20 protein-coding genes, 1 pseudogene and 1 riboswitch are annotated in these 21,716 nt (G+C 31.1%); of the genes and pseudogenes, 5 read left to right on the forward strand and 16 right to left on the reverse strand.

The window, feature by feature from the left end:
- Positions 1 to 37: 37 nt before the first annotated feature.
- The 10 genes and pseudogenes from FDN13_RS05300 to thiD form a co-directional block, all read right to left on the reverse strand.
- Positions 38 to 1,201: an MFS transporter gene (locus FDN13_RS05300; protein WP_138979241.1), complete on the reverse strand. Its 1,164-nt coding sequence runs from the start codon at positions 1,199 to 1,201 to the stop codon at positions 38 to 40.
- 488 nt (positions 1,202 to 1,689) lie between these two features.
- A complete protein-coding gene (locus FDN13_RS05305; protein WP_138979242.1) occupies positions 1,690 to 2,316 on the reverse strand; it encodes a response regulator transcription factor in 627 nt (208 codons plus the stop codon).
- Positions 2,297 to 3,391 carry a sensor histidine kinase gene (locus FDN13_RS05310; RefSeq protein WP_138979243.1) on the reverse strand — a complete coding sequence of 365 codons (1,095 nt, stop codon included), beginning with the start codon at positions 3,389 to 3,391 and terminating at the stop codon, positions 2,297 to 2,299. The genes FDN13_RS05305 and FDN13_RS05310 overlap by 20 nt, the downstream gene beginning before the upstream one ends.
- A gap of 671 nt (positions 3,392 to 4,062) precedes the next feature.
- Complete coding sequence (locus FDN13_RS05315) at positions 4,063 to 5,160, reverse strand: ABC transporter permease (protein WP_138979244.1); 1,098 nt, start codon at positions 5,158 to 5,160, stop codon at positions 4,063 to 4,065.
- Positions 5,157 to 6,293 carry an ABC transporter permease gene (locus FDN13_RS05320; RefSeq protein ID WP_138979245.1) on the reverse strand — a complete coding sequence of 379 codons (1,137 nt, stop codon included), beginning with the start codon at positions 6,291 to 6,293 and terminating at the stop codon, positions 5,157 to 5,159. The genes FDN13_RS05315 and FDN13_RS05320 overlap by 4 nt, the downstream gene beginning before the upstream one ends.
- A gap of 9 nt (positions 6,294 to 6,302) precedes the next feature.
- Positions 6,303 to 7,235, reverse strand: a complete 933-nt coding sequence (locus FDN13_RS05325; RefSeq protein WP_138979246.1) for an ABC transporter ATP-binding protein — start codon at positions 7,233 to 7,235, stop codon at positions 6,303 to 6,305.
- Positions 7,236 to 7,631: 396 nt separating this feature from the next.
- Positions 7,632 to 8,267, reverse strand: coding sequence for a thiamine phosphate synthase (gene thiE, locus FDN13_RS05330; RefSeq protein WP_138979247.1), 636 nt, complete (start codon positions 8,265 to 8,267; stop codon positions 7,632 to 7,634).
- Positions 8,257 to 9,093 (reverse strand): hydroxyethylthiazole kinase, encoded by an 837-nt coding sequence (thiM, locus tag FDN13_RS05335; protein WP_138979248.1) that lies wholly within the window; start codon positions 9,091 to 9,093, stop codon positions 8,257 to 8,259. The genes thiE and thiM overlap by 11 nt, the downstream gene beginning before the upstream one ends.
- Positions 9,051 to 10,286, reverse strand: a complete 1,236-nt coding sequence (cytX, locus tag FDN13_RS05340) for a putative hydroxymethylpyrimidine transporter CytX (protein WP_138979249.1) — start codon at positions 10,284 to 10,286, stop codon at positions 9,051 to 9,053. The genes thiM and cytX overlap by 43 nt, the downstream gene beginning before the upstream one ends.
- A pseudogene (thiD, locus tag FDN13_RS05345) lies at positions 10,279 to 11,103 on the reverse strand (bifunctional hydroxymethylpyrimidine kinase/phosphomethylpyrimidine kinase). The gene cytX and the pseudogene thiD overlap by 8 nt, the downstream one beginning before the upstream one ends.
- Before the next feature lie 56 nt (positions 11,104 to 11,159).
- Positions 11,160 to 11,271, reverse strand: a riboswitch (TPP riboswitch).
- A gap of 193 nt (positions 11,272 to 11,464) precedes the next feature.
- Between thiD and FDN13_RS05350 the strand changes: the two are divergent.
- The 3 genes from FDN13_RS05350 to FDN13_RS05360 are packed head-to-tail and all read left to right on the forward strand — an operon-like array spanning position 11,465 to position 13,614.
- Positions 11,465 to 11,689, forward strand: coding sequence for a FeoA family protein (locus FDN13_RS05350; RefSeq protein ID WP_138979250.1), 225 nt, complete (start codon positions 11,465 to 11,467; stop codon positions 11,687 to 11,689).
- A 1-nt stretch (position 11,690) separates the two neighbouring features.
- The gene (feoB, locus tag FDN13_RS05355) at positions 11,691 to 13,454 is read left to right on the forward strand and encodes a ferrous iron transport protein B (RefSeq protein ID WP_138979251.1); all 1,764 of its coding nucleotides are present in this window, start codon (positions 11,691 to 11,693) and stop codon (positions 13,452 to 13,454) included.
- 13 nt (positions 13,455 to 13,467) lie between these two features.
- A complete protein-coding gene (locus FDN13_RS05360; protein ID WP_138979252.1) occupies positions 13,468 to 13,614 on the forward strand; it encodes a FeoB-associated Cys-rich membrane protein in 147 nt (48 codons plus the stop codon).
- Between the two features lie 165 nt (positions 13,615 to 13,779).
- On the opposite strand, the gene FDN13_RS05365 is transcribed toward FDN13_RS05360, so the two are convergent.
- Positions 13,780 to 15,492, reverse strand: a complete 1,713-nt coding sequence (locus FDN13_RS05365; RefSeq protein ID WP_138978594.1) for an IS1634 family transposase — start codon at positions 15,490 to 15,492, stop codon at positions 13,780 to 13,782.
- Between the two features lie 331 nt (positions 15,493 to 15,823).
- Here FDN13_RS05365 and FDN13_RS05370 point away from each other — a divergent pair, with 331 nt between their 5' ends.
- Complete coding sequence (locus tag FDN13_RS05370; protein ID WP_138979253.1) at positions 15,824 to 16,195, forward strand: hypothetical protein; 372 nt, start codon at positions 15,824 to 15,826, stop codon at positions 16,193 to 16,195.
- A gap of 101 nt (positions 16,196 to 16,296) precedes the next feature.
- Here the strand turns inward: FDN13_RS05370 and FDN13_RS05375 are convergent, their stop codons facing one another.
- From FDN13_RS05375 to FDN13_RS05385, 3 genes are read right to left on the reverse strand one after another with little or no spacing between them, the layout of a single operon-like run.
- On the reverse strand, positions 16,297 to 16,860 hold the full coding sequence (locus FDN13_RS05375) for a UbiX family flavin prenyltransferase (RefSeq protein WP_138979254.1): 564 nt from the start codon (positions 16,858 to 16,860) through the stop codon (positions 16,297 to 16,299).
- A complete protein-coding gene (locus FDN13_RS05380) occupies positions 16,857 to 17,210 on the reverse strand; it encodes a hypothetical protein (protein ID WP_138979255.1) in 354 nt (117 codons plus the stop codon). The genes FDN13_RS05375 and FDN13_RS05380 overlap by 4 nt, the downstream gene beginning before the upstream one ends.
- A 19-nt stretch (positions 17,211 to 17,229) precedes the next feature.
- Positions 17,230 to 18,129, reverse strand: a complete 900-nt coding sequence (locus FDN13_RS05385) for an alpha/beta hydrolase (protein WP_207670910.1) — start codon at positions 18,127 to 18,129, stop codon at positions 17,230 to 17,232.
- 178 nt (positions 18,130 to 18,307) lie between these two features.
- On the opposite strand from FDN13_RS05385, the gene FDN13_RS05390 reads away from it, so the two are divergent.
- Positions 18,308 to 19,201, forward strand: coding sequence for a LysR family transcriptional regulator (locus FDN13_RS05390; RefSeq protein WP_168190081.1), 894 nt, complete (start codon positions 18,308 to 18,310; stop codon positions 19,199 to 19,201).
- A 29-nt stretch (positions 19,202 to 19,230) separates the two neighbouring features.
- On the opposite strand, the gene FDN13_RS05395 is transcribed toward FDN13_RS05390, so the two are convergent.
- Both FDN13_RS05395 and FDN13_RS05400 read right to left on the reverse strand, forming a co-directional pair.
- Complete coding sequence (locus tag FDN13_RS05395) at positions 19,231 to 20,214, reverse strand: ABC transporter permease (protein ID WP_207670911.1); 984 nt, start codon at positions 20,212 to 20,214, stop codon at positions 19,231 to 19,233.
- 14 nt (positions 20,215 to 20,228) lie between these two features.
- Entirely contained in the window at positions 20,229 to 21,710 is a 1,482-nt protein-coding gene (locus tag FDN13_RS05400) for a sugar ABC transporter ATP-binding protein (protein WP_138979258.1), read from the reverse strand.
- Positions 21,711 to 21,716 lie beyond the last annotated feature (6 nt).

Below are 21,716 nucleotides of genomic sequence, written 5' to 3' on the forward strand. Positions count from 1 at the left end.
CTTGGAGGTTATTTTTTGAAGCCTTATCCTTAAAGCTTTATTTTTTTGATGCATTATTTACTGTATAAGTTGCAATAAAGGAAACGATAAGCATTGCAATAGATGCACCTATAAATACATAACTAAAGTTATTATAATAATTTATGATTTTTCCATTAATACTTGTACCTATTGCACCACCTATAAACATGTTAAAGGATGCAAGGGACATTGCAGTACCTCTTAGGTTTGGCATAGTTTCTTGTGATGTTGATACTAAAGTAGATTGAAGAGATACAAAAGCAAGCCCAAAACCAAATAAAGCTATGACTATAAACAAAGTTGAGTTGGTTTGGGACAATAGATAAAGAGATGCAGATCCAATTAATCCCATAACCAATAAAAATTTATTTTTAAGGTTATTCTTTAGTTTTGGAGCTATTCTACCGCCTACTACCGTAGCAATACCAAATGAAGTTAATATTATTCCAACAATTAATATGTTATATCCTGTTTTTGACTGAATAAATTTACCTGTATAGGTAAAACTACCAAATACACTAAAACCAACAAGCATAATTGTTGATACCACAGAAATAAGTTTTACATTTGATAATGCTTTTTTATAAACTCCGGTCAATTCAAGATGATTTATTATTCCAGGAAGCTTAGGTAGCTTTTTAAACATAACAATTGCAAGTATTAATTCACCTAAACCATATAAGAAATAAACTGCTCTCCACGAACCAAAATAAGCAATTATGCCTCCGATAAATGTAGCAGAAGCTCCCCCTAAGAACATCATGCCCATAACTTTACCTATAGATTTTTGCCTTTCACTTTGTTCAAAAATTTCACCAATAAGTGCCATAGTTACTGGAAATATTCCTGCACCAAATGCTCCATTAACTGCTCTAAAAAATACAAGAGAAGATAGATTAAAAGCAAAAGCTCCAAGCATACTAAATATAGCGGTACCAAAAGCTGCTATATTTATAATTTTTGTCTTTCCAAATCTATCACCTAATGGTCCAAATAAAATTGTAAAAAGACCAAAGGATAGCATATATGCGGTAACTGATGTCGCAGCAGTAGTTAGACTTAAATTTAAGTCCTTAGCAATGTTTATAATTAAAGGTGCTGCAGCATAATTGTCACCATTTGCTAAGAAAGCCATTAGACCTAAAACAAGTAAAATAATTTTTTTGTCATTAGCTGTCATTTAAAAACCTCCTAACTATATAATTATATAATTATATAGTTATTATAGTGATATAATTGATTTTTGTCAATATAAAATATAAATTGTCGATTAACATTAAGAATAGATAAAAATATAGTGTATTTCACCATAAAGAACGTATACTTAATGTTTTATTATTTTAATTTAACTTAAATAATCATCATTTTTACTAAAAAAAATAATTTTTATCCAATTAGAGCTTTATTTAAAAATAATAATTAACAGGTCATGACTAAGCAATAGCCACAACGAATGCATGAAAAAGTTTGGGGGTTGTCAAAGATGACAGTAACATGAGGGACGATTACTTATTATATTAAATAAACATAATATTTTATGGATATCCCCCTAATTTTACAGATACCGTGTATGAAATAAGTAACCGTCCCTCGGCTTGTACTTTTTTCCTTTTTTGTAAAGGGACATTTTCACACTAACCGTCCTCCAAAAGCCCCTGAAAGAAAGTCTTATGATAAATTTTTGAAATAAAAAATCGCAAGCTGGGTTCTGTCCCTTAAATTAAGCTTTGACAAAAGATTTGTAATATAGTTTCTGACTGTCCCTTCGCTAAGATATAGCTTCTCTGCTATTTCCTTATTTGACAAGCCCTCGGAGATGAGCTTTATAATCTCATAATCTCTATCGCTAATGTCAAAATCTTTAGGTCTTTTTTTGTTTTCCTCTTTTATCATACCATAAATAGTTTTTGCAACGCTTTTATCAAAAACCGCATTCCCTCTGTAAACAGCCCTAAGACTTTCTGCCAAACTATCAAAGGGTTGGTTTTTAAGCACATACCCCTCTGCTCCGTTTTTTATAGCTTCTTTTATATATTCATCATCCTTAAAGGTTGTAAGTATTATAACCTTTATATCTTTAAAGTTTTCCTTTATAAGTTTTGTTCCTAATACTCCATCTAAAACAGGCATTCTAATGTCCATCAAAACTATGTCAGGATGAAGCTGCCTGCACATCTCAAAGGCTTCCTGCCCGTTTGAAGCGCAGCCTGCAACCTCAATATCCTCCTCAAGCTCGCACATTATCCTAAGGCTGTCCCTTATTAAAGCATCATCATCAACTATCAAAAGTTTCATTAATATCACCCTCCAATTTCATAGGAAGAATACAAACAATCATAAAACCCTCTTCACCGCTTACAGAAATGCTCCCTCCTATATTTCTTATTCTCTCCCTCATTCCGCTTATTCCAAGGCCCTCATGTATTTCTTTGCAGCCTGTACCATTGTCCTTAATGTAGAGCCTTACATATTTTTCATTTATATCTATAGATATTTCAATTTTTGTTGCATTAGAATACTTTGACGCATTAGTAAGTGCTTCCTTAATGTTTGCATAAAGTATTTCAATATGGGAGGCTGAAAGGCTGTTAAAATCTCCATAAACTTTAAATTCTACATCGCAATATTTATACTTATCTATTATATCTTTTATGTATTCTATTCCATAATCTTCCTTAGGTTTTATGTTATGAACTGTATCACGAAGAAGGTTAAGTGCCTTTGAAAGTTCATCTATTGATTTTTCAAGAAGAATTAAAGCCTTATCCCTGTCCTTATCAAAAAGCTTTGAACATGCCTGAAGTTGAAACAAAACTCCCGATATGCTGTGCCCTACATTATCATGTATCTGCCTTGCAATCCTGTTTCTTTCCTTTATCTTGGCAATGTGCACAGCTTCAATGGAGGATTTTATAAGCTTTTCTTTTGCGCTTTCAAGCTCATATCTATATCTTCTTTCCTTATCATAGGCATATTTTAAATCATTATTTTTCTCTTCTAAGCTCTTGTTTATATATGCTAAATATGCACAAAGACTAAGAAACATAATATATTCTAATATCCATTCATTTTTTAAAAAATACACTCCAAAAATAATAGGCGGAATTATTCCTATGTAAGCTTTTTTATAGAAAAAATCATAAAGAATTATTCCATTAAGTATTATAAAGTGCCAATCCATTTTTACTGCAAAAAAGATTAGAATTATTTCTACTATTACAATATAAACGCTGTCATAATATTTTTCTTTGATAATGTTTATGCATATAAAGATTAGAGTTAGAGCAACTATTCTATAAGATACGTTAGTGCTCATAGAAAATTTTATAATCAAATATAGAAAAAATGTTGATTTAAATATGTATTTCATAGGCGCTCCTTAATTATCTATCTTTTTATTTAAGTATATACTTTGCCAATTTTTTTCTCAATAAAAAAGAGGGACGGTTATTTATTTATTGATTTATTGCTACAATTTGGACATGCATTTAACAAAAATGAATCAGGGGAAATATGCACCTAAAATTTATAAAATAAGTAACAGGTCATGACTAAAAGTAGCCACAACGACGGAATGAAAAAGTTTGTGGTTTGTCAAAGATGACAGTAACAGGAGGGACGGTTACTTATTATATTAAATAAACATAATATTTATGGATGACCCCTAATTTTGCAGATATTGTGCATGAAATAAGTAACCGTCCCTCGTCTTGTACTTTTTTCCTTTTTTGTAAAGGGACATTTTCACACTAACCGTCCCTCGATTTGTCCAATAAGAAAGTATCTCTAAGTTTGTCCATACTTGTGGCATCGGGGCTGTCCCTGTCCCTCGGTATATCCATTGCTCTAATTCTTGAATATCACAAAAAGTATCTATAATAAGTAACCGTCCCCTATAGCACCACCCTATAGCACCAATAAGTAACCGTCCCCCATAGCACCATAGCACCCCATAGCATTGTAAAAAATGCCGCCCAATTGACTTAACAAAAATCTAAGTTTGTCATTTGTCAATTGGGCGGCACTTTTCCCCCAGCACTCCTATACTGTTATATCGGTCTTTTTCCAAGAACTTAAAAGAAAGAATACTACTGAGAAAAGAATGAGTATTGGTATTTCAATATACAGCTCCCTTAATTTTGCCCCATAGGCTATCTTTTCACAGGCCCTCATGCACCATGTAGTTGGAAGGAATTTAGATAGCTGCTGAAGGAATTTTGGCATTATTTCAATAGGCCAGTAGCATCCTCCAAGCATTAAAATAGGAGTTATTACAAGAGAAGCCATTGACTGTGCCTGTCTTAAATCCTTTGATATTGTTGTAATATAAGTTCCAAAGGATATTGCAAACAGAGAAAAGAATAAAAGTATCACAAAATAGTCAAAAAAGGACTTGCCCAAATTGCCTCCCAAAACATTTATAAAATAAAGCAAGAGCAGAATCTGCATAACCGCCAAGGTAAAAAAGCTCAGTATATTTTCAAGCATATATCTTTTCGTTGTAACCGGTGCTGTAAAAATTCTGTAATAGGTTTTATTTCTCTTATCCCTCATTATTATTGTAGCTGCAAAGCTTAAAAAGTACAGTATTCCCATTAAGGCAAAGCCCATTGATTGTATTACTTTTCTTGCGTTTTCTCCTTTGGCTTTTAAAGATATATATTCTGCCATGGACTTACTATTTCTATATTCATCAAAACATCTATAAAATTTTTCGCTGTCATTGTTGCAGGCTAAGGCAATATTTTTAGCCGAATTAAGATAGCTGTTTAAAAATATCTTCATATTCTCTGATGTATTTGATTCTTTAATGCTGTATATTTTAATTTTGGGACTCTTTCCAGATATTATATCCTCAGAAAATCCCTCATCTATTTTAATAATGCAGTCGTATACGCCTTCAATTATATTAGGTTTAATATCTTCGCTTTTTAAATATACTACATTTGCTCTTTTTTCAATGTCATCTATAAGTATATGAAAAAACTTACCCTTATCTTTAGATGAAATTCCTACCATAAGTGCGCTGTCATTAAACATCATAATTGTTATTATTAAAACCGCAGGCATTACAAATATTAAAAGTAAATTCATTTTTCTCCTTAAAATTCTTTTAATTGTATTTAGATATATGGTCATACTTTAACCCTCCTTCCTTTTAGCGATGAAAATATAAACATTAAAATACTCATAGCCCAAAGAGATAATACTGCCTTTGAAGCTATCTGTGATGAACCGTTGTATATAGTATTAAAGAATGCTTCATGTCCAAGCTTATTTGGAATAAAAAATATTATTTTTTCTAATGAACCAAAAGTTGAAAATTTAGTATATCCTCCCGATAAAAAAGTAAACAGCGGAACTATTCCATTTAAAAAATTAACAGCACGTTTTTCATCTTTTGCAAAGAAAGCTGTCATAATACCAAAGGAAGTTGAAAAAACTGAAAAGGAAAAGGTTATAAACAATATCACAGGCATATTTTCTCCAAAGTTAACCCCATAAACATATTTAGAAAAGCATATAATCATTACAGCTTTAAGAAAAAAAGTAGCAATCAGCCCCAAAAGCTTTCCTAAAAACAGTTCATAGAATTTTACAGGGGTGCATTTTACCCTGTTTCCTATCGCTTCATATATATCCTCGCCAGCAAGTACTGCACTTGAGATGGTATCATACATCAGCGTCATAACAAGCATAGTTACAGCATAATAATCTATTGCCCTTGGTATGTTTCCCTTTGCAGATATTGGCACATTTTCTATATTTTTATATGTTTTATATTCGCTGAATTTTCCTGTAAGGCTGTTTATAGTCTTTACAGTATTAAAACCGTCGCCAAAGCTATCAACTATATTTTTAACAACCATAGAATAAAAGCTTCCTGTCTTTTTTGAATAAACTTTTATCTTTGATTCTTCACCTTTTATAATTTTTTCAGTAAAATCCTTATCAATCATTATAAAGGAATTCGCTTTATTCTCTTCAACAAGCTTTTTACCTTCCTCACTGCTTTTAACAATACTTACCTCAATAAACTCTTTTATTTTTTCATTATTTAAAAGCTCATCAAATCTTTTTGATATATCCCCTTTATCCTCATTAAAATAGGCAACCTTTATCTTTCCCATATTGCTTGGGGAATATTGGCTTGTAAGTGCAGTTCCTAATATTAATATTAAAACTATGGGAAAAAGCAAAGTAAGTGACAGTGTTTTATAATCCCTGAAGTTTCTTTTTATAGTGTTATAGGCTATAATTAATATTTTCATAGTATCACCTCAATCCCTTAGTTTTTTACCAGTTAGAGTTAAAAATACGGTTTCGAGGGTTGGCCTATCAATATTAAGGGATATTATATCAGAATCATATTTAATTATTTTTTCCATAATCGAAGCTATATTTTTGCTGTTTTTGCTTGAAATAACGGTCATGTTGTTGTCCTCTATGATGCAGTCCTTAACCCCATCTATTTTTTTAATCTCATCAACTATTGAAAAATTAATATTTGATAGGGTAATATCTATTTTTTCTTCTTGTGATACAAAGTCCTTAAGTTCCTCCTTTGTACCCTTTGCAATAACTCTTCCATGATCCACTATAACAACATAGGAACATATCTGCTCTATCTCTTCCATATAGTGGGATGTGTAGATTATTGTAGAGCCCATATCGTTAAGAACTTTTATTGAATCCAATATATGGTTTCTCGACTGAGGATCGATGCCAACGGTTGGCTCATCCATTATAATAAGCTTTGGTCTGTGGGTTATTGCACAGGCAATGTTTAGCCTTCTTTTCATACCTCCTGAAAACTTTACAGGATATTCCTTTCTCTTATCCCAAAGGCCTACGAAGTTAAGTGCCTCTTCAACTCTTTCTTTTAAAAGCGTCCCAGACAGGCCATAGAGCCTTGCAAAATATTTTACATTTTCATAGGCGGTTAAATCCTCAAACACAGCTATATCCTGAGGAACTATACCCATATTCTTTTTAATTTCAATTTCATCCTCTTTAAGGCTTTTCCCAAATACCCTTATCTCCCCTTTGTCAATTTTGCAAAGTCCAACGATTGTGTTTATTATCGTTGTCTTTCCTGCGCCGTTAGGTCCTAAAAGCCCGAATATCTCCCCTTCTTTAATGCTCATACTAACATTATCAACAGCAAGTACATTCCCATATCTTTTTATAAGGTTTTTAATTTCAACAACCATATTAACCCTCCCATAATTTTCTTAATTATATAATATAAACTTTAAAGGGTTGTAAATAGTGATTTTAAGAACAAACTAATATGACAATTGTCATAAAAAGTGAACCGGTCAGCAGCTTATAAAGGCTTGGACAAGCATAGGGACAGTTACTTATTTTATTTATTTAATATAATATTTTGAGAACACAAAAAGGGCAGCCATTATAAAATCAGCTACCCTGTATAGTAAAATGTATTTATTTTATCAATTGTCAATCTAATGGAAATTTTATCCTCCAATCTCCATCTCCAGCGCCTGGCACCAAGGATGTGGCACTTTTTCTGCTGAGCTATCCTATTGTCTATGCCGAGTACACCCCTAAAAAATACCTTTTAATTTTTCAAGGGTTATTTTCAGTTAATATATAACATTATCTGCGCACTCTGACATAATCTTAGCTGCCTGTTTTATGTTATCTTTACCTAAGATACATGAAACTACCGCAATGCCGTCTATTTTTGCAGGTTTTAAAAGCACTGCATTGTTTTCATTTATTCCTCCAATTGCAACAACAGGAATAGATACGCTTTCTTTAATTTCTTTTAAACGCTCAATTGAAACTGCGTCTGCATCTTTTTTGGTGCTTGTTGGGAAAATAGCCCCAACGCCTATATAATCTGCTCCATCTTTCTCAGCTTTTCTTGCTTCATCAACACTGCAAACAGAAACTCCAAGTATTTTATCTTTTCCAATAAGTTTTCTTGCTATGTCTGCAGGCATGTCTTTTTGCCCAACGTGAAGCCCTGCAGCATCTATTGAAAGTGCAATATCAAGCCTGTCATTTATAATTAAAGGTATGTCATATATATCAGTAATTCTTTTAATATTTAAAGCTATATTATAAAATTCTCGGGTTGATATATCCTTTTCCCGAAGCTGGACTAAAGTTACTCCTCCTAATATAGCCTGCTCTACAGCCTTTGATAAATCATTATTTTTTAATATATCTCTATCAGTAACAAGATAAAGCTTATAATTAACATTATTCTTCATAAACTTTCCCTCTTTGTATTATTTCTTCCTTTGATAATTTATAAATTGAATCTATTAAATATGTTTTAAAGCTGCCTGTTCCTTCATCGTTTTTATCCATTTTTTCAAAGGCCTTTTCACCAGCGATGCCCATAGATACAATACCCGATAAAGCAGCTAAAAGATAATTATCTGATGCTCCAAGGTATGAACCAATAAGAGAAGTGCACATACAGCCTGTTCCTGTTATTTTAGACATTATTTTATGACCGTTTGTAACGCTATATAGAGCTTTTCCGTCTGTTACTATATCTGTTGCCCCAGTTATTGCACATACAGTTTTAAATTTTTTAGCAAAATTTCTTGCAATTTCTTTTATTTCAGTAAGTTCATCCTCACTTGCTGAAATCGGCTCTGCGGCATCAACGCCTTTTGTCTGTGTCTCTAATCCGTATAGGGTTTTAATCTCTGAAATATTTCCCCTTACAACAGATAGTTTAATTTCATCCATTATTCTTTTGGCTGTTTCCGTTCTGTATTTTGTAGCTCCTGCACCAACAGGATCAAGTATAATTGGGATATTAAGTTCATTTGCCCTCTTACCAGCTTCAATCATAGATTCAACAGTTCTTTTGTTTAATGTTCCAATATTTAATACAAGAGAGGATGCAATGGATACCATCTCTTTAACTTCATTTATATCATCTGCCATAACCGGCGATGCTCCAATTGCAAGGATAATATTAGCGCAGTCATTTACAGTTACATAATTTGTTATATTATGTATTAGAGGATTTTTTTCTCTTAAGCTGCATAATAATTCTCCAATTTTTTTACAAGTTTCCATTTGTTAATCCACCTCCAGGTTATTGTATAAATAATGCTTGTAGTTATCATTGCAGGAACTGTTGCTCCAAATAATAAATCCTGTTTAATGAAACTGTAATATGAAGCAACACCTATTGCCCATACTATAAATGCTCCTAAGTTAATAAGAACATCGTTCTTAATTTTGTTGTTTTTCTTTATAATAAAATAGTCAGTTATAAGAATTGCAAACAAAGGTGCAAACACTGAACCTATTGCATATAAAAAGCTTTCATAGTTTTCAATTGGAAAAACTGCAGCGATTACAGTTCCAATTACCGTCATTAGTATTCCTATATTTTTTTCACTTTGTTTTGGCATTATATTTAAAAAGGAAACCCCAGCTGAGTAAACATCAAGAAAAGTAGTTGTAACTGTTGAAAGCACAACTATGCCAAGTGCAGTTATTCCAAGATTTGCAGCAAGCATCATAGCTGAAGGGTCTGGGTTGTTTGAAACTATAGCTGCACCAAGTCCAATAATATACATCCATGAACTTCCTAAAAAGTATCCTAAAAAGCTTCCTAAAGCTCCTTCTTTTTCACTCTTTGCAAATCTTGTATAGTCTGCAATAAGAGGAAGCCAAGACAGAGGCATAATTACATTAAGTTCAAGAGCCCCGCCAACAGATATGCTGCCGCTTCCTGCTCTATCAAACAAAGTTTTATCTTTAAATATTACAGTACCTAAAACAATCGTCAGTACAAAGAGCAAAAATACAGCAATACTGTTCAGCTTTTTCATACCATCCTTCCCATACCAAATCCAAAGTGCAACAAGTACTCCAACTAAAACAATGCTTAACAAAACATTGTCAAAACTCCATAAACTCTTTGCTATAAGGTTTATTGAATCTGCTGCAGATTTTATCATAACCGCTGTCCAGCCTATAAGCTGAAGAACGTTTAAAATTGAGAATAAATATACTCCGTATTTCCCAAAGGATATATTTGTTGAAGTTATTGCTGGAACCTTTTCTCTTGTTCCAATTACTCCTCCCAAAACAAGCACAAAGGTTCCAATCAAATGCCCAGCTAAAATTACAATAACACCGGTTTTAAAGCCAAGAGGTGCAATCAAACCTCCAGTTAATATTTCAGCAATTGAAACTGCCGCTCCAAACCATAAAAGTAAAAATGTCCAAAAGCCAAGCTTTTCGTTATCTTTAGTCATTTAAAATTCCTCCTGCTTTATATAATGAATAAAAATGATTAGTGGGTCCAACTCCATGCCCTATATCAAGGGAATGTTTTATAGCTGTTGTTATGTATTCCTTTGCTCTTTTTACAGCATCTTTAATTTCAAATCCAAGGGCTAAATTAGCCGTTATTGCAGATGATAATGTACAACCTGTTCCATGTGTATTTTTTGTATTAATTCTCTCTGTGCTGTAATGAACAATATTTTCACCATCAAATAAAACATCAACCGCTTCTCCTTTAATATGCCCTCCCTTTAAAAGAACACTTTTGCATCCAAGTTTATATATTTCTTTTGCAGCTTCTTCCATTTCACTTACTGTCTCGATTTTTATATTTTCATTCTTTACTTCATTAAGTATTTCTTCAGCTTCAGGAATATTTGGAGTAATAATTGATGATAGGGGAATAAGCCTATTTATAAGTGCAGTTTTTGACTCAGGTTTTAAAAGAGAGTACCCGCTTTTTGAAATCATAACCGGATCTAAAACAACATTCTCAGGATTATACTGACTTATCTTTTCACTTATTGCTTCAATCGTTGAAATCTTTGAAACCATGCCTATTTTAACCACATCAACCTTAATATCAGTAAAAATTGCATCAATCTGGGCTTTAATAATTTCCTCATCAATATCCTGCACTGCAAAAACGCCCTGTGTATTTTGTGCTGTTACTGCTGTAATCACGCTCATTCCTTATACTCCATTTGCACTGAATGTTTTTAAATCTGCCTGTATTCCTGCACCACCACAGCTGTCTGATCCTGCAATTGTTAATGCCTTTTTCATATTTTTCCTCCTTCTTAATACAAAAAAACACAAACCCATAGGATTTGTGTTTAAATCAAAAATTTACAAACATCTTCCTACGCTGGAATTATCCAGTTCAGGTTCATAGGGTCAAAGAATTATGGTTCTTACTCTCAGCCGGCCTATCCAGCTCCCCCGTGTTTTGCTTATTAATTTTTATAAATTAATCATAACACAACCAATTATATTTTGCAAAAAAATTTATAATTATACTTTTTTAAAATTATAGAATATAATATTGTAATTTGCATCAATATTTAATTAAAAAACTTCCGTTGAAAATAAGAATGATTTATGTTATTATGTAATTGAGAATGAATTTCATTACGAGGTGATGTGTATGTGTATATGTGATTTAGAACCTTTGAAGAAGGTATATATATGTGATATAAAAGGAAATGAATTGCTTGTAAAAAGACTTCTTGCTCTTGGTGCAACTTATGGTACCGAAGTTTATGTTAAAAATTATGCTCCTCTTGGTGATCCGATAATAATTAATCTAAGAGGCTTTGATCTTGCAATAAGAAAGAAGGATGCAAAGAATATATACGTAAAGGAGGCGTAATATGATAACGGCTGCACTTATTGGTAACCCAAATGTGGGAAAAACAACTCTTTTTAACCTTCTAACGGGTTCAAATCAATATGTTGGTAACTGGCCAGGAGTTACCGTTGAAAAAAAAGAAGGTTACATGGAAAACTCAATAAAAATAGTGGATTTGCCTGGAATCTATGCAATGGATACCTTCTCTAATGAAGAGAAAATATCTAAGGAGTTTCTTTTAAAAGAAAAGGTTGATGTGATTATAAACATAGTTGATGCATCAAATTTAAGTAGAAACCTATATCTTACAATGCAGCTTAAACAATTTAAAAAACCAATAATACTTGTATTAAATATGTTAGATGCCGCAGAAAATAAAGGCATTAAAATAAACTTTGATTTATTAGCAAAAGAAATCAATTGTACTATAGTTCCAATTATAGCATCAAAGAAAATAGGAATTGATAATCTTAAGGTACTGCTTATGAGCGGTAATTTTTTAAAAAGCATAGATGATAATGATTATCATTTTTCATCAGAAAAGGAGATTTATGACTATATAGATTCAATACTTAAAAAATCAATATCTTTTAATAGGAACAATACAAAAACAATCTCAGAAAAAATTGATAAAATAATACTTAATAAATTTTTAGCTTACCCAATATTTTTAGGATTTCTGTACTTAATATTTAAATTAACTTTCAGCTGGGTAGGCCAACCTCTTGCAGATCTTTTAGATTTATTTCTAAACGATTATCTTGTCCCATTCATTGAAAACCTATTAAAAAGCAGTAGCCCTTATTTTAAATCTCTAATAATAGATGGAATAGTTGGAGGAGTCGGTTCTGTTGTAGTATTCCTTCCTGTTATACTTTCACTATTTCTTGGTATATCTTTTTTAGAGGACTGTGGATATATGGCAAGAGCGGCATTAATAATGGATAAACTTATGAGGAAAATGGGTCTTTCTGGTAAAGCATTTATACCTTTGATAGTTGGATTTGGTTGCAGCGTACCTGGAATAATGTCCTCAAGAACCTTAGAAAGTGAAAAGGACAGAAAACTCACTGCATTATTAGTACCTCTTATGTCTTGTAACGCAAGGCTTCCTGTTTACGCACTATTTGCTTCAGTATTTTTCCCAAACAATCAAACTGCAGTAGTATTTTCGCTATATATCATAGGAATAGTTCTTGCATTTGTTATTGGAATTATTTTCAAGAATACAATATTTAAAAAAGACGAAGAGCCTTTTATAATAGAGCTTCCTGAATATAAAATGCCTGATATAAGAAACCTTTTAATTCATACCTGGGACAAAGGTAAAGGATTTTTAAAAAAGGCAGGAACAATAATATTTTCAATTTCAATATTAGTATGGTTCCTATCAAACTTTAATTTCAATGGAATGACTGAAATGAATTCAAGCTTTTTAGCATCAATTGGAAAATTTATAAACCCAATATTTATACCTCTTGGATTTGGTAAATGGCAAAATTCTGTATCCCTTTTAACAGGCCTTATGGCAAAAGAAGTTGTAATTGGTACAATGGGAGTAATATATGGAGGAGATTTATCTAATGTATTAAAAGGATCCTTTACTCCACTTTCAGCCTATAGCTTTTTAATATTTGTTCTTTTATACACACCATGCGTGTCAGTCATAGCAACCATGAAAAAGGAATACGGAAGCAAGATGGCAGTTTTTTCAGTATTTTATCAGTTAATTTTAGCATGGATAGCCTCATTTATAGTATATAACTTTGGAAAAATATTATTTTAAAGAAGGTGTTTTTATGATTGAAAGAATAATAACAATAATCATAATAATTACAGCAATATATATTCTATATAAAAATATTAAGAAAAAATCTTCCGGCAGTTGCGATTGTTCATCCTGTACCTCCCACTGTCAAAAATATAATAATAAGTCAGGTGTATAACACTTGGCTTATTTTTTTATATTTTCACAAAAATATATTGCATATTTATTTAGTTTTATGTATAATCTCATCTTTGACAGTTGCGAGAAGCAAAAAGCCTGTAGAACCATTGAATATCAAGGGCTCTCAGGCTTTTATACTTTTCAAAAAAGTGAACAATGTTTTTTATTTTTTCGTGTCTTTAAAAATTTTCTTCATTTGTTTCATATTAATTATTTGATAATCCGTTCTAAAGCCAAATTTGTCATGTAAATCATCTGTAAAATCAGTCCTTGTATATATTGGAATATAGCCCTCATTCTTAATCTCATAAAAATTCATTTCTCTAAGTCCTGATATAATATCGCTACACGTATATTTTTCTGAAAGCTTTTTTTCTAATAGCCTATATATCATCAGGGAAATGAAACAAGTTGTAAAATGCGCTTTTATTCTATCATCTCTTCTTAAATATACTGGTCTTGCCTTAAACTCTGATTTCATAATACGGAAGGACTCTTCTATTTCCCAACGCCTTCTATTAATTTTTATAATTGCGGCAGCATCATCACTTATATTTGTACATACTGCGTAAAAACCATCATACATTGCCTCTTGTGCTATTAAATCAGCATTAATGCTGTATAATTCTTTTTCAGCTACTTCACCGTCAGGTGTGTAGTGAGTCTTTGAAATAAAGCGTTTGTAATCATTAGCATTACATTTCTTCAATTTTGTAGGATTGGTATCAATAACCTCTTGAGCTCTCTCTATTTGGTTACCTCTTATAGTTCTTTGATAGTTTCTATATTTCAAGGAAAATGTTACAATAAGTTTTTGTTCAAGCCCGTCTTCTTTTATCCAGCGTTCCTTATAAAAAATTTTATTAATATCTGCTTCTTCGTTAATTTCGTTTAAATTATATACTTTGTCTGAATCGCTAAGATGCCATCCTTTGGGGTCTAACGCCCATTCTTTTAAATGTGATTTTAATTTTTTAATAGATTGTGTAGTAATAAAAGCTCGATTTTGTATATTATTAAATTTTCTGTTTGCTGTAGATGCAAGCCCTGCATCTGTACAAATGATAAATTTTGAAAGCCCAAATTCGGATATAATTTTTTGCTCTAAAGGTTTTAAAGTTACTTGTTCATTAGTATTACCTTTGTTTATACAAAATGCAAGGGGGATGCCGTCTCCATCCATGAAAAGTCCCATTTGAACAATTGGATTGGGTCTATGTTCCTTCGATACTCCATACTGTTTTAATCCTTCTTCCTGTTCAATTTCAAAGAAATAGTTGGTGCAGTCATAATAGAGAACTCCTTTATTACGATTGCAAACTTTAAGACTGTTCTTATATAATTCTGACTGAATAAAATCTGTTTCTTCTGAAATTACTTCTAAAGCTCTATAAATATGCTGAAGCTCAAAATCAGGCTGCTCAATAAATTTTTTTGATAGTTCGTATGTAGCAAGCTTAGATGATGGATAAATAATTCTTGCATAAATTAATCTTGATAGTATTGAATTTAGATTAAAATTAAATTTATGTTTATCCGAAATATTTTTACAGATATTTTGCAGCCCAAGCTCGTTATATATTTTTTGTAAAAACAAGTAACTACCATTAAAAGTATGCTGTTCGTCTTTGTTAATTTGTTTAACAGGCGAGTATTTTACTAATATTTCTCTTTTCTCTTCTTTTTCTTTTCTATTTAACTCTTCAACGTACCTCTTCCCCCATTCTATAGGGTCTTGTCCGTTTAGTTTTTTTAAAAGTTCATCATAAGTGCCAAGCTTCTCAACTACTTTTGAAGTACGATTGCCTTTTTCATAAACAGATTTAACTACGTATAAGGATGCTGCATTTTTTGATTTAACAATTTGTAATCTCATTTTTTCACATCTCTTCATATATTTATATCTATATTATAACACATTGTTACACATTGTGCACTATAAAAATTTAAAATTTGACAAAAAAATAAGCCTATATCAAGGCTTTAAGGCACTTTTTTTGTCTTGCAACTGTCAAAGACCCGAATAATAAGTCAGGTGTATAACACTTGGCTTATTTTTTTATATTTTCACAAAAATATATTGCATATTTATTTAGTTTTATGTATAATTATTTTAAAGAAAGCAAATAAATAATAAATAGAAGTTATTAAATTAGTATTTGAACTGTTTCCCATATTTAAAATAAATATTCATTGGAGGTGCTATAATGACAGCATATAAGTTAGCTTTAGAAGTTGAAAAAGTAAAGGGAAAGGTAGCAATAGTTGCAAATGAAACTGATATAATCTTTGCATTATATATAATAAAAGGCATAAAAGATTCTGAGATAGATTTGTATATAAATACATCAAAAGGCTCTATAGTTATAAGTGACATAAAAGACAAGATTGATAACATAACAAATACAACAAATACCATTTTTGAATACAGTGTTGACCAAATATTAAATCCTTTTGACTATAATGTAGTAATATGTTTAGGCAACATAAGTAATATAGATAAAATAATTGATATATGCAGTAAATACGCAACCCCTATTATATCTAACATTGACACACCCCTACTAAAAATTGCTTAACCCCCTATTAAAAAAGGTGAGTTTCCTCACCTCATTTTTTTAACTATTATTTATAATCAAAGCTTATCTACAACATAAAAGCACGGATAAACTTTATATATTTAACTCATTCCTTCCCAACGTTTAGATTTTCTATTTTCTATACCTATTTTATCAAGAAGCTTCATTATGTGATGATCAATAATATCATCTATTGTTTTTGGTTTATTATAGAATGCAGGCATCGGAGGAATTATATATGCCCCCATATTTGATAGTTTAAGCATAAGCTCAATATGTATTGAATTTAAAGGACTCTCTCTTGGGCATATAATTAATTTTCTTCTCTCCTTTAAAGCAACATCTGAAACTCTTGAAATTAAGTTTTCACTATAACCATTAGCTACTGACGACAATGTTTTCATACTGCATGGTATTATAACAACTGCATCGTATTCAAAGGATCCACTTGATACACATGCAGCAAGATTTGAGTTTTCGTGAGCATAATTTACTAATGAATAGACATATTCCAAAGAATAACTTGTTTCAATTTTTATATTTTCCTTACCATGTTCACTTATTATAAGATGTGTAGTAACGTTATCATACTGTTTCAATGCTTCAAGAAATTTTATACCATAAATAGCTCCTGTTGCTCCAGTTATACAAACTACTATTCTCATTTCTCTATCTCCATTCTTAACTCTTCTATCGCTTCTTCAACAAGATTACAAAATATATTAATATCTTCAAATGAAGCATTATCCTTATGTATTCCACATAAGATGCAAACCCTGCATCCTAAAGCTTTGGAAAGTTTAACAGAATATTCCCTTGCAATTACATCTTCCCTATGTCCTGGAATAGCTATTACTGACGCACTTACCCCATGTCTTTCATCTGGAACTGCAAGAGCAACCGCTCCTATATGAGGGTTATCTCCACCATAGATGCAAACATTAATATCCTCTCCCAGTTTTATAGCTATTAATGAAATATGTAAGTCATTATGCTCTTTGATTATTTTAATCATACTTACCCCTTTGACTAAATCATTTTAAATACTTGTCTAAAAAATTTAATACCTTTTCAATATTCTCAGGGTTCTCAAATGCAGGATCTGCATGATCTGCTCCATTTAAAGTTTCAAAATAAAATCTTTCACTGCCAACTACTTCTTTTAGTTTCTCTACTAAAAGTATTGATTGCCCAAATGGTACTATATGATCTTTATCACCATGTTGAATAAATATAGGAGGCATGTTTTTAGTAATATAATTTATAGGATTTGCATATTCTACCCTTTCAGGAATTTCTGTTATTTTACCTCCAAGCAATCTTGATTCTGGAGAATCCTCATCATTATGATCAGTTGGCCCAAGACCTGCCTGTGCAAGCTGTTCATCCATCTTTAAGAAATTTGTTGGTCCAAACCAATCAACAACAGCTTGTATTTCACATGAATATTCAGAGTTACCCATAGTTAAATCTTCAAATTCTTTTATCATCGGTGTTGCCCCAAGCATTACAGAATAATATCCTCCTGCTGATCCTCCCCACGCAGCTATTTTATTAGGGTTAAAGCCATATTTATCTGCATTTGCCTTTATCCACCTTATAGCAGCTTTTAAATCCATAATCCCTGCTGGGAAAAGTGCCTCCCCACTTAAACGGTAGTTAACAGATACCACTGCATATCCTCTTTTTAATGCATTTAGTTGTGGATTTAACTGTATATCCTTTTTATCCCCAATTGCAAAGGCTCCTCCATGGATTGCAACAATAACTGGGAATTGTCCTTCCCCTTCATCTGGAAGATAAATATCAAGTTTTTGAGCATTTGAATTATTTGCATAAGGTATGTCTAAATATTTTCTTTTAATATAGCTTGTATCAGCTAAAGGTATTTTTATTATTTTTTCCCTTTCAACCTGACTCATCTTCTTTTCCATTTTATATCCTCCCTATAACTAAATTTATTTATATTATATTTTTAAGCTTTCTAAAAACACATATCAATTAAAATTGAATAATATTTTATTGCTAAGCTTAATATACAGTTTATTATCTTTACTATCAATTCAATTTATGTTATTATTTATTCCAAAAAGGAATATGTTGGTGATATTTATGGACATACTTCAAATCAAATATTTTTATTATATAGTCAAATTAGGAAGTTTTTCAGAGGCTGCTGCTGAACTTAATATTTCTCAATCTTCTCTTTCAAAAAGAATATCATCTCTTGAAAATGAGCTAAATGTAATGCTATTTGACAGGACAACCAGAAGAGTAAATTTAACTGATGCAGGTAAGATTTTTCTTTCCTTTAGCGAAAAAATTCTTTTTGAATATGAAGATATTCAAAATAAATTAAAAGATTTTTCTATTCCTGCAAAGGGAAAGCTTAAAATTTCCACAATTCCTGTAATGTCACAGTATAATATAACTTCATTGATATCAGGATTTAAAGAAATATATCCAGGTATTAATATTTTTATAAATGAAACTGAATATAAATCCATATTATATTCGCTTTATGATTCTGAGTATTCTCTTGCTTTTTTAAGAACCAACTATATTGATATGGATAAATTTGATATAATCCCAATTTCAACTGACAAACTGTCAGTATGCATTCCTAAGAATCATCCTTTTGCATCCAAAAAATCAATTGATATAAATGAAATAAAAAATGAAAAACTTATTCTTCTTGATCAAAATTCAGGTATATATGATATAGTTGTATCTGCATGTAAAAGTGCCTGTTTTGAACCTAACATATTATATACCAATACGCGTATTGAAACCATTATAGGTCTTATTGCTGCTGGAGAAGGTATTTCTCTTCTTATGGACAAAGTTGTACGTTTTTTTAATAATCCCGATATATATATACTACCTCTTTCAAAACCTATAAATAGTACGATAGCTTTAGTAAAGCTAAAAAAACAAAAGCTTTCTTCAAATGAAAAGTTATTTTGGAATTATGTATCAGAAGTTTTTAGCAAAAAAAATGTTTGAAAAGCTAAATATAGCTTTTCAAACATTTTTTACTGTGCTAATACTTTTTCAGTATTATTTTTCCTTATCATCTTACTCTTCTTGCCACTTTTTTGATATGTGTCAAATCCAACAGCTAAAAGTAACACAAGTCCTTTTGCAATATATTGAGGATAAGTTCCAAGCCCTATTATTTGCATTCCATTGGATAATATTCCAAGTATGAGAACACCAGTCATTACACCCCATATCTTACCACTTCCACCTTTAAAACTTATACCTCCAAGTACTGCTGCTGTCATGCAAGTAAATTCTGTTCCTACACCGGTTGCTGAAGTTGCAGATCCTGCTCTTGCTACTAATACTATTGCTGCTATAGATACAAAAAATCCACATATTGAAAAAATAATAAGTTTCATTTTATCTATATTAACTCCTGCAAGTCGTGCTGCCTCTTCATTCCCTCCCAAAGCATAAACATATCTTCCAAAATATGTTTTGTTAAGTATAAAACTTGCAACCACTGCACACACCAACATGATTATTATACAAAATGGTATATTGAATAAATATCCTTGTCCAATAAATTTAAACTCTGGTTTAAGGCCAAAAATAGGATTAGATTTTGATATTATATAAGATATTCCTTGAAAGATTGTCATCGTTCCTAATGTAATAATTAAAGAATGGACCTTTAAAAATACTGTAGCAATTCCATTAAAAAGTCCCAATATAATACCTGTTGTTATACCAATTATTATTGCAATTGGGATAGAAATGTTATACCAAACCATACATATTGACGTTATAACACTTACAAGAGATAGCTGATATCCAACAGATAAGTCCATGCCTCCACTAATCATTACAAAAGATAAACCTATAGCAGCAATAATAACATAAGATTGTTGAACAAGTATATTGATTAAATTTTCAAAAGAAAAGAAAACAGGTGATATAATGGAAAATGTAATTATTAGACCTATTAATACAAGTAGGATTGCATATTTTTTAATTAACAGCTTTATCTTCATCATATTACCTCCCATTAACTGCCTGAAGCTAAATTTAGTATATAATCCTGACTAAAATCTTGTTTTTCAACAATTCCTGTCTGGACTCCTTCGCATAATACAAGAATCCTATCAGACATACCTAGCAATTCTTCCATATCTGAGGAAATCATTATAATAGCTATACCATTTTCAGCAAGTTGATTCATAAGGTTGTATATTTCCTGCTTTGCACCAACATCTATTCCTCTAGTTGGCTCATCGAATATTATAATCTTAGGATTCGAGGCTAAAGTCTTTGCAAGAACAACCTTCTGCTGATTTCCTCCGCTTAAATTCTTCACATCTTGTAATATAGATGGTGTTTTTATTCTTAAAATATCTTTATATCTATTTGCAGTTTCTTCTTCTACTTTTTTATCAACTATTAAATATTTTGAAATATTTTTTATATTATTAAATGAAATATTCCATTTTATATTCATATCCAAAAAACATCCCTGTATTTTTCTGTCTTCAGGAATAAGGCCTATTCCTTTTTTTATAGCATCTGAAGGAGATTTTATAGTCACTTTTTTCCCTTCAATATATATCTCACCTTTTTCAATTTTTTCAACTCCAAATATTAATCTGGCAAGCTCAGTTCTTCCTGCTCCAACAAGCCCTCCAATACCTAATATTTCACCTTTTTTAACGTTAAAGGTGATGTCTTCTACACCATTACCTGTTAAATGTTTTACTTCTAATGCTATATCACTTGGAGTTTTTGTTCTCTTAGGATATGATTCTTTTAGTTCTCTTCCTACCATAAGGTTAATAAGCTCATTTCTATTTGTTTCATTTGTATTTTTAGTTGAAATAAAGCATCCATCTCTCATAACTGTTACTCTATCTGATATTCTAAAAATCTCATCTAACCTATGAGATATATATATTATTGTAACACCACATTCCTTTAGCCTTCGTATTATCGAAAACATACATTCAACTTCATTAACAGTTAATGGTGCACTCGGTTCGTCCATAATTAATATTTTTGCATTCTTTGATATTGCCTTAGCAATCTCTACTATTTGCCTTTGAGCTGTTGTTAAATCTCCAACAAGAGTTGAGGGATTTATTTCGATATTAAATTGTTTAAATAATTCTCTTGCCTCTAATTCCATTAAATCATAATTTACTAATTTCCCAGTCCTCTTACCTAAATAAATATTTTCAGCTGCAGATAATGAATCGACAAGAATAAATTCTTGATATATTACTTCTATACCATTCTCCCTTGAAATTTTAGGTGTCATCTTTTTAAATGTCTTATTTTTTACCGTTATATATCCTGCATCGGGAGTAATTGCTCCTGAAATAATCTTTATCAACGTTGATTTTCCTGCCCCATTTTCTCCTAATAAGGCATGAATTTCTCCTTCGTAAAAATCTATTGAAAAGTCGTTTAATGCTATAACTCCAGGATAAGTTTTAGTAATGTTTTTTAAGGATAAAACAACATTTTTACTACTCAATTGCCT

It is taken from the genome of Caloramator sp. E03 (genome assembly GCF_006016075.1).
In the GTDB taxonomy this organism is placed as follows: domain Bacteria; phylum Bacillota; class Clostridia; order Clostridiales; family Caloramatoraceae; genus Caloramator_B.

Coding starts and splice junctions, on each gene's coding strand:
- FDN13_RS05300 (WP_138979241.1), bottom strand. CDS start 1,201: ATGACAGCTAATGACAAAAAAATTATTTTACTTGTTTTAGGTCTAATG.
- FDN13_RS05305 (WP_138979242.1), bottom strand. CDS start 2,316: ATGAAACTTTTGATAGTTGATGATGATGCTTTAATAAGGGACAGCCTT.
- FDN13_RS05310 (WP_138979243.1), bottom strand. CDS start 3,391: ATGAAATACATATTTAAATCAACATTTTTTCTATATTTGATTATAAAA.
- FDN13_RS05315 (WP_138979244.1), bottom strand. CDS start 5,160: ATGACCATATATCTAAATACAATTAAAAGAATTTTAAGGAGAAAAATG.
- FDN13_RS05320 (WP_138979245.1), bottom strand. CDS start 6,293: ATGAAAATATTAATTATAGCCTATAACACTATAAAAAGAAACTTCAGG.
- FDN13_RS05325 (WP_138979246.1), bottom strand. CDS start 7,235: ATGGTTGTTGAAATTAAAAACCTTATAAAAAGATATGGGAATGTACTT.
- thiE (WP_138979247.1), bottom strand. CDS start 8,267: ATGAAGAATAATGTTAATTATAAGCTTTATCTTGTTACTGATAGAGAT.
- thiM (WP_138979248.1), bottom strand. CDS start 9,093: ATGGAAACTTGTAAAAAAATTGGAGAATTATTATGCAGCTTAAGAGAA.
- cytX (WP_138979249.1), bottom strand. CDS start 10,286: ATGACTAAAGATAACGAAAAGCTTGGCTTTTGGACATTTTTACTTTTA.
- FDN13_RS05350 (WP_138979250.1), top strand. CDS start 11,465: ATGTGTATATGTGATTTAGAACCTTTGAAGAAGGTATATATATGTGAT.
- feoB (WP_138979251.1), top strand. CDS start 11,691: ATGATAACGGCTGCACTTATTGGTAACCCAAATGTGGGAAAAACAACT.
- FDN13_RS05360 (WP_138979252.1), top strand. CDS start 13,468: ATGATTGAAAGAATAATAACAATAATCATAATAATTACAGCAATATAT.
- FDN13_RS05365 (WP_138978594.1), bottom strand. CDS start 15,492: ATGAGATTACAAATTGTTAAATCAAAAAATGCAGCATCCTTATACGTA.
- FDN13_RS05370 (WP_138979253.1), top strand. CDS start 15,824: ATGACAGCATATAAGTTAGCTTTAGAAGTTGAAAAAGTAAAGGGAAAG.
- FDN13_RS05375 (WP_138979254.1), bottom strand. CDS start 16,860: ATGAGAATAGTAGTTTGTATAACTGGAGCAACAGGAGCTATTTATGGT.
- FDN13_RS05380 (WP_138979255.1), bottom strand. CDS start 17,210: ATGATTAAAATAATCAAAGAGCATAATGACTTACATATTTCATTAATA.
- FDN13_RS05385 (WP_207670910.1), bottom strand. CDS start 18,129: ATGGAAAAGAAGATGAGTCAGGTTGAAAGGGAAAAAATAATAAAAATA.
- FDN13_RS05390 (WP_168190081.1), top strand. CDS start 18,308: ATGGACATACTTCAAATCAAATATTTTTATTATATAGTCAAATTAGGA.
- FDN13_RS05395 (WP_207670911.1), bottom strand. CDS start 20,214: ATGAAGATAAAGCTGTTAATTAAAAAATATGCAATCCTACTTGTATTA.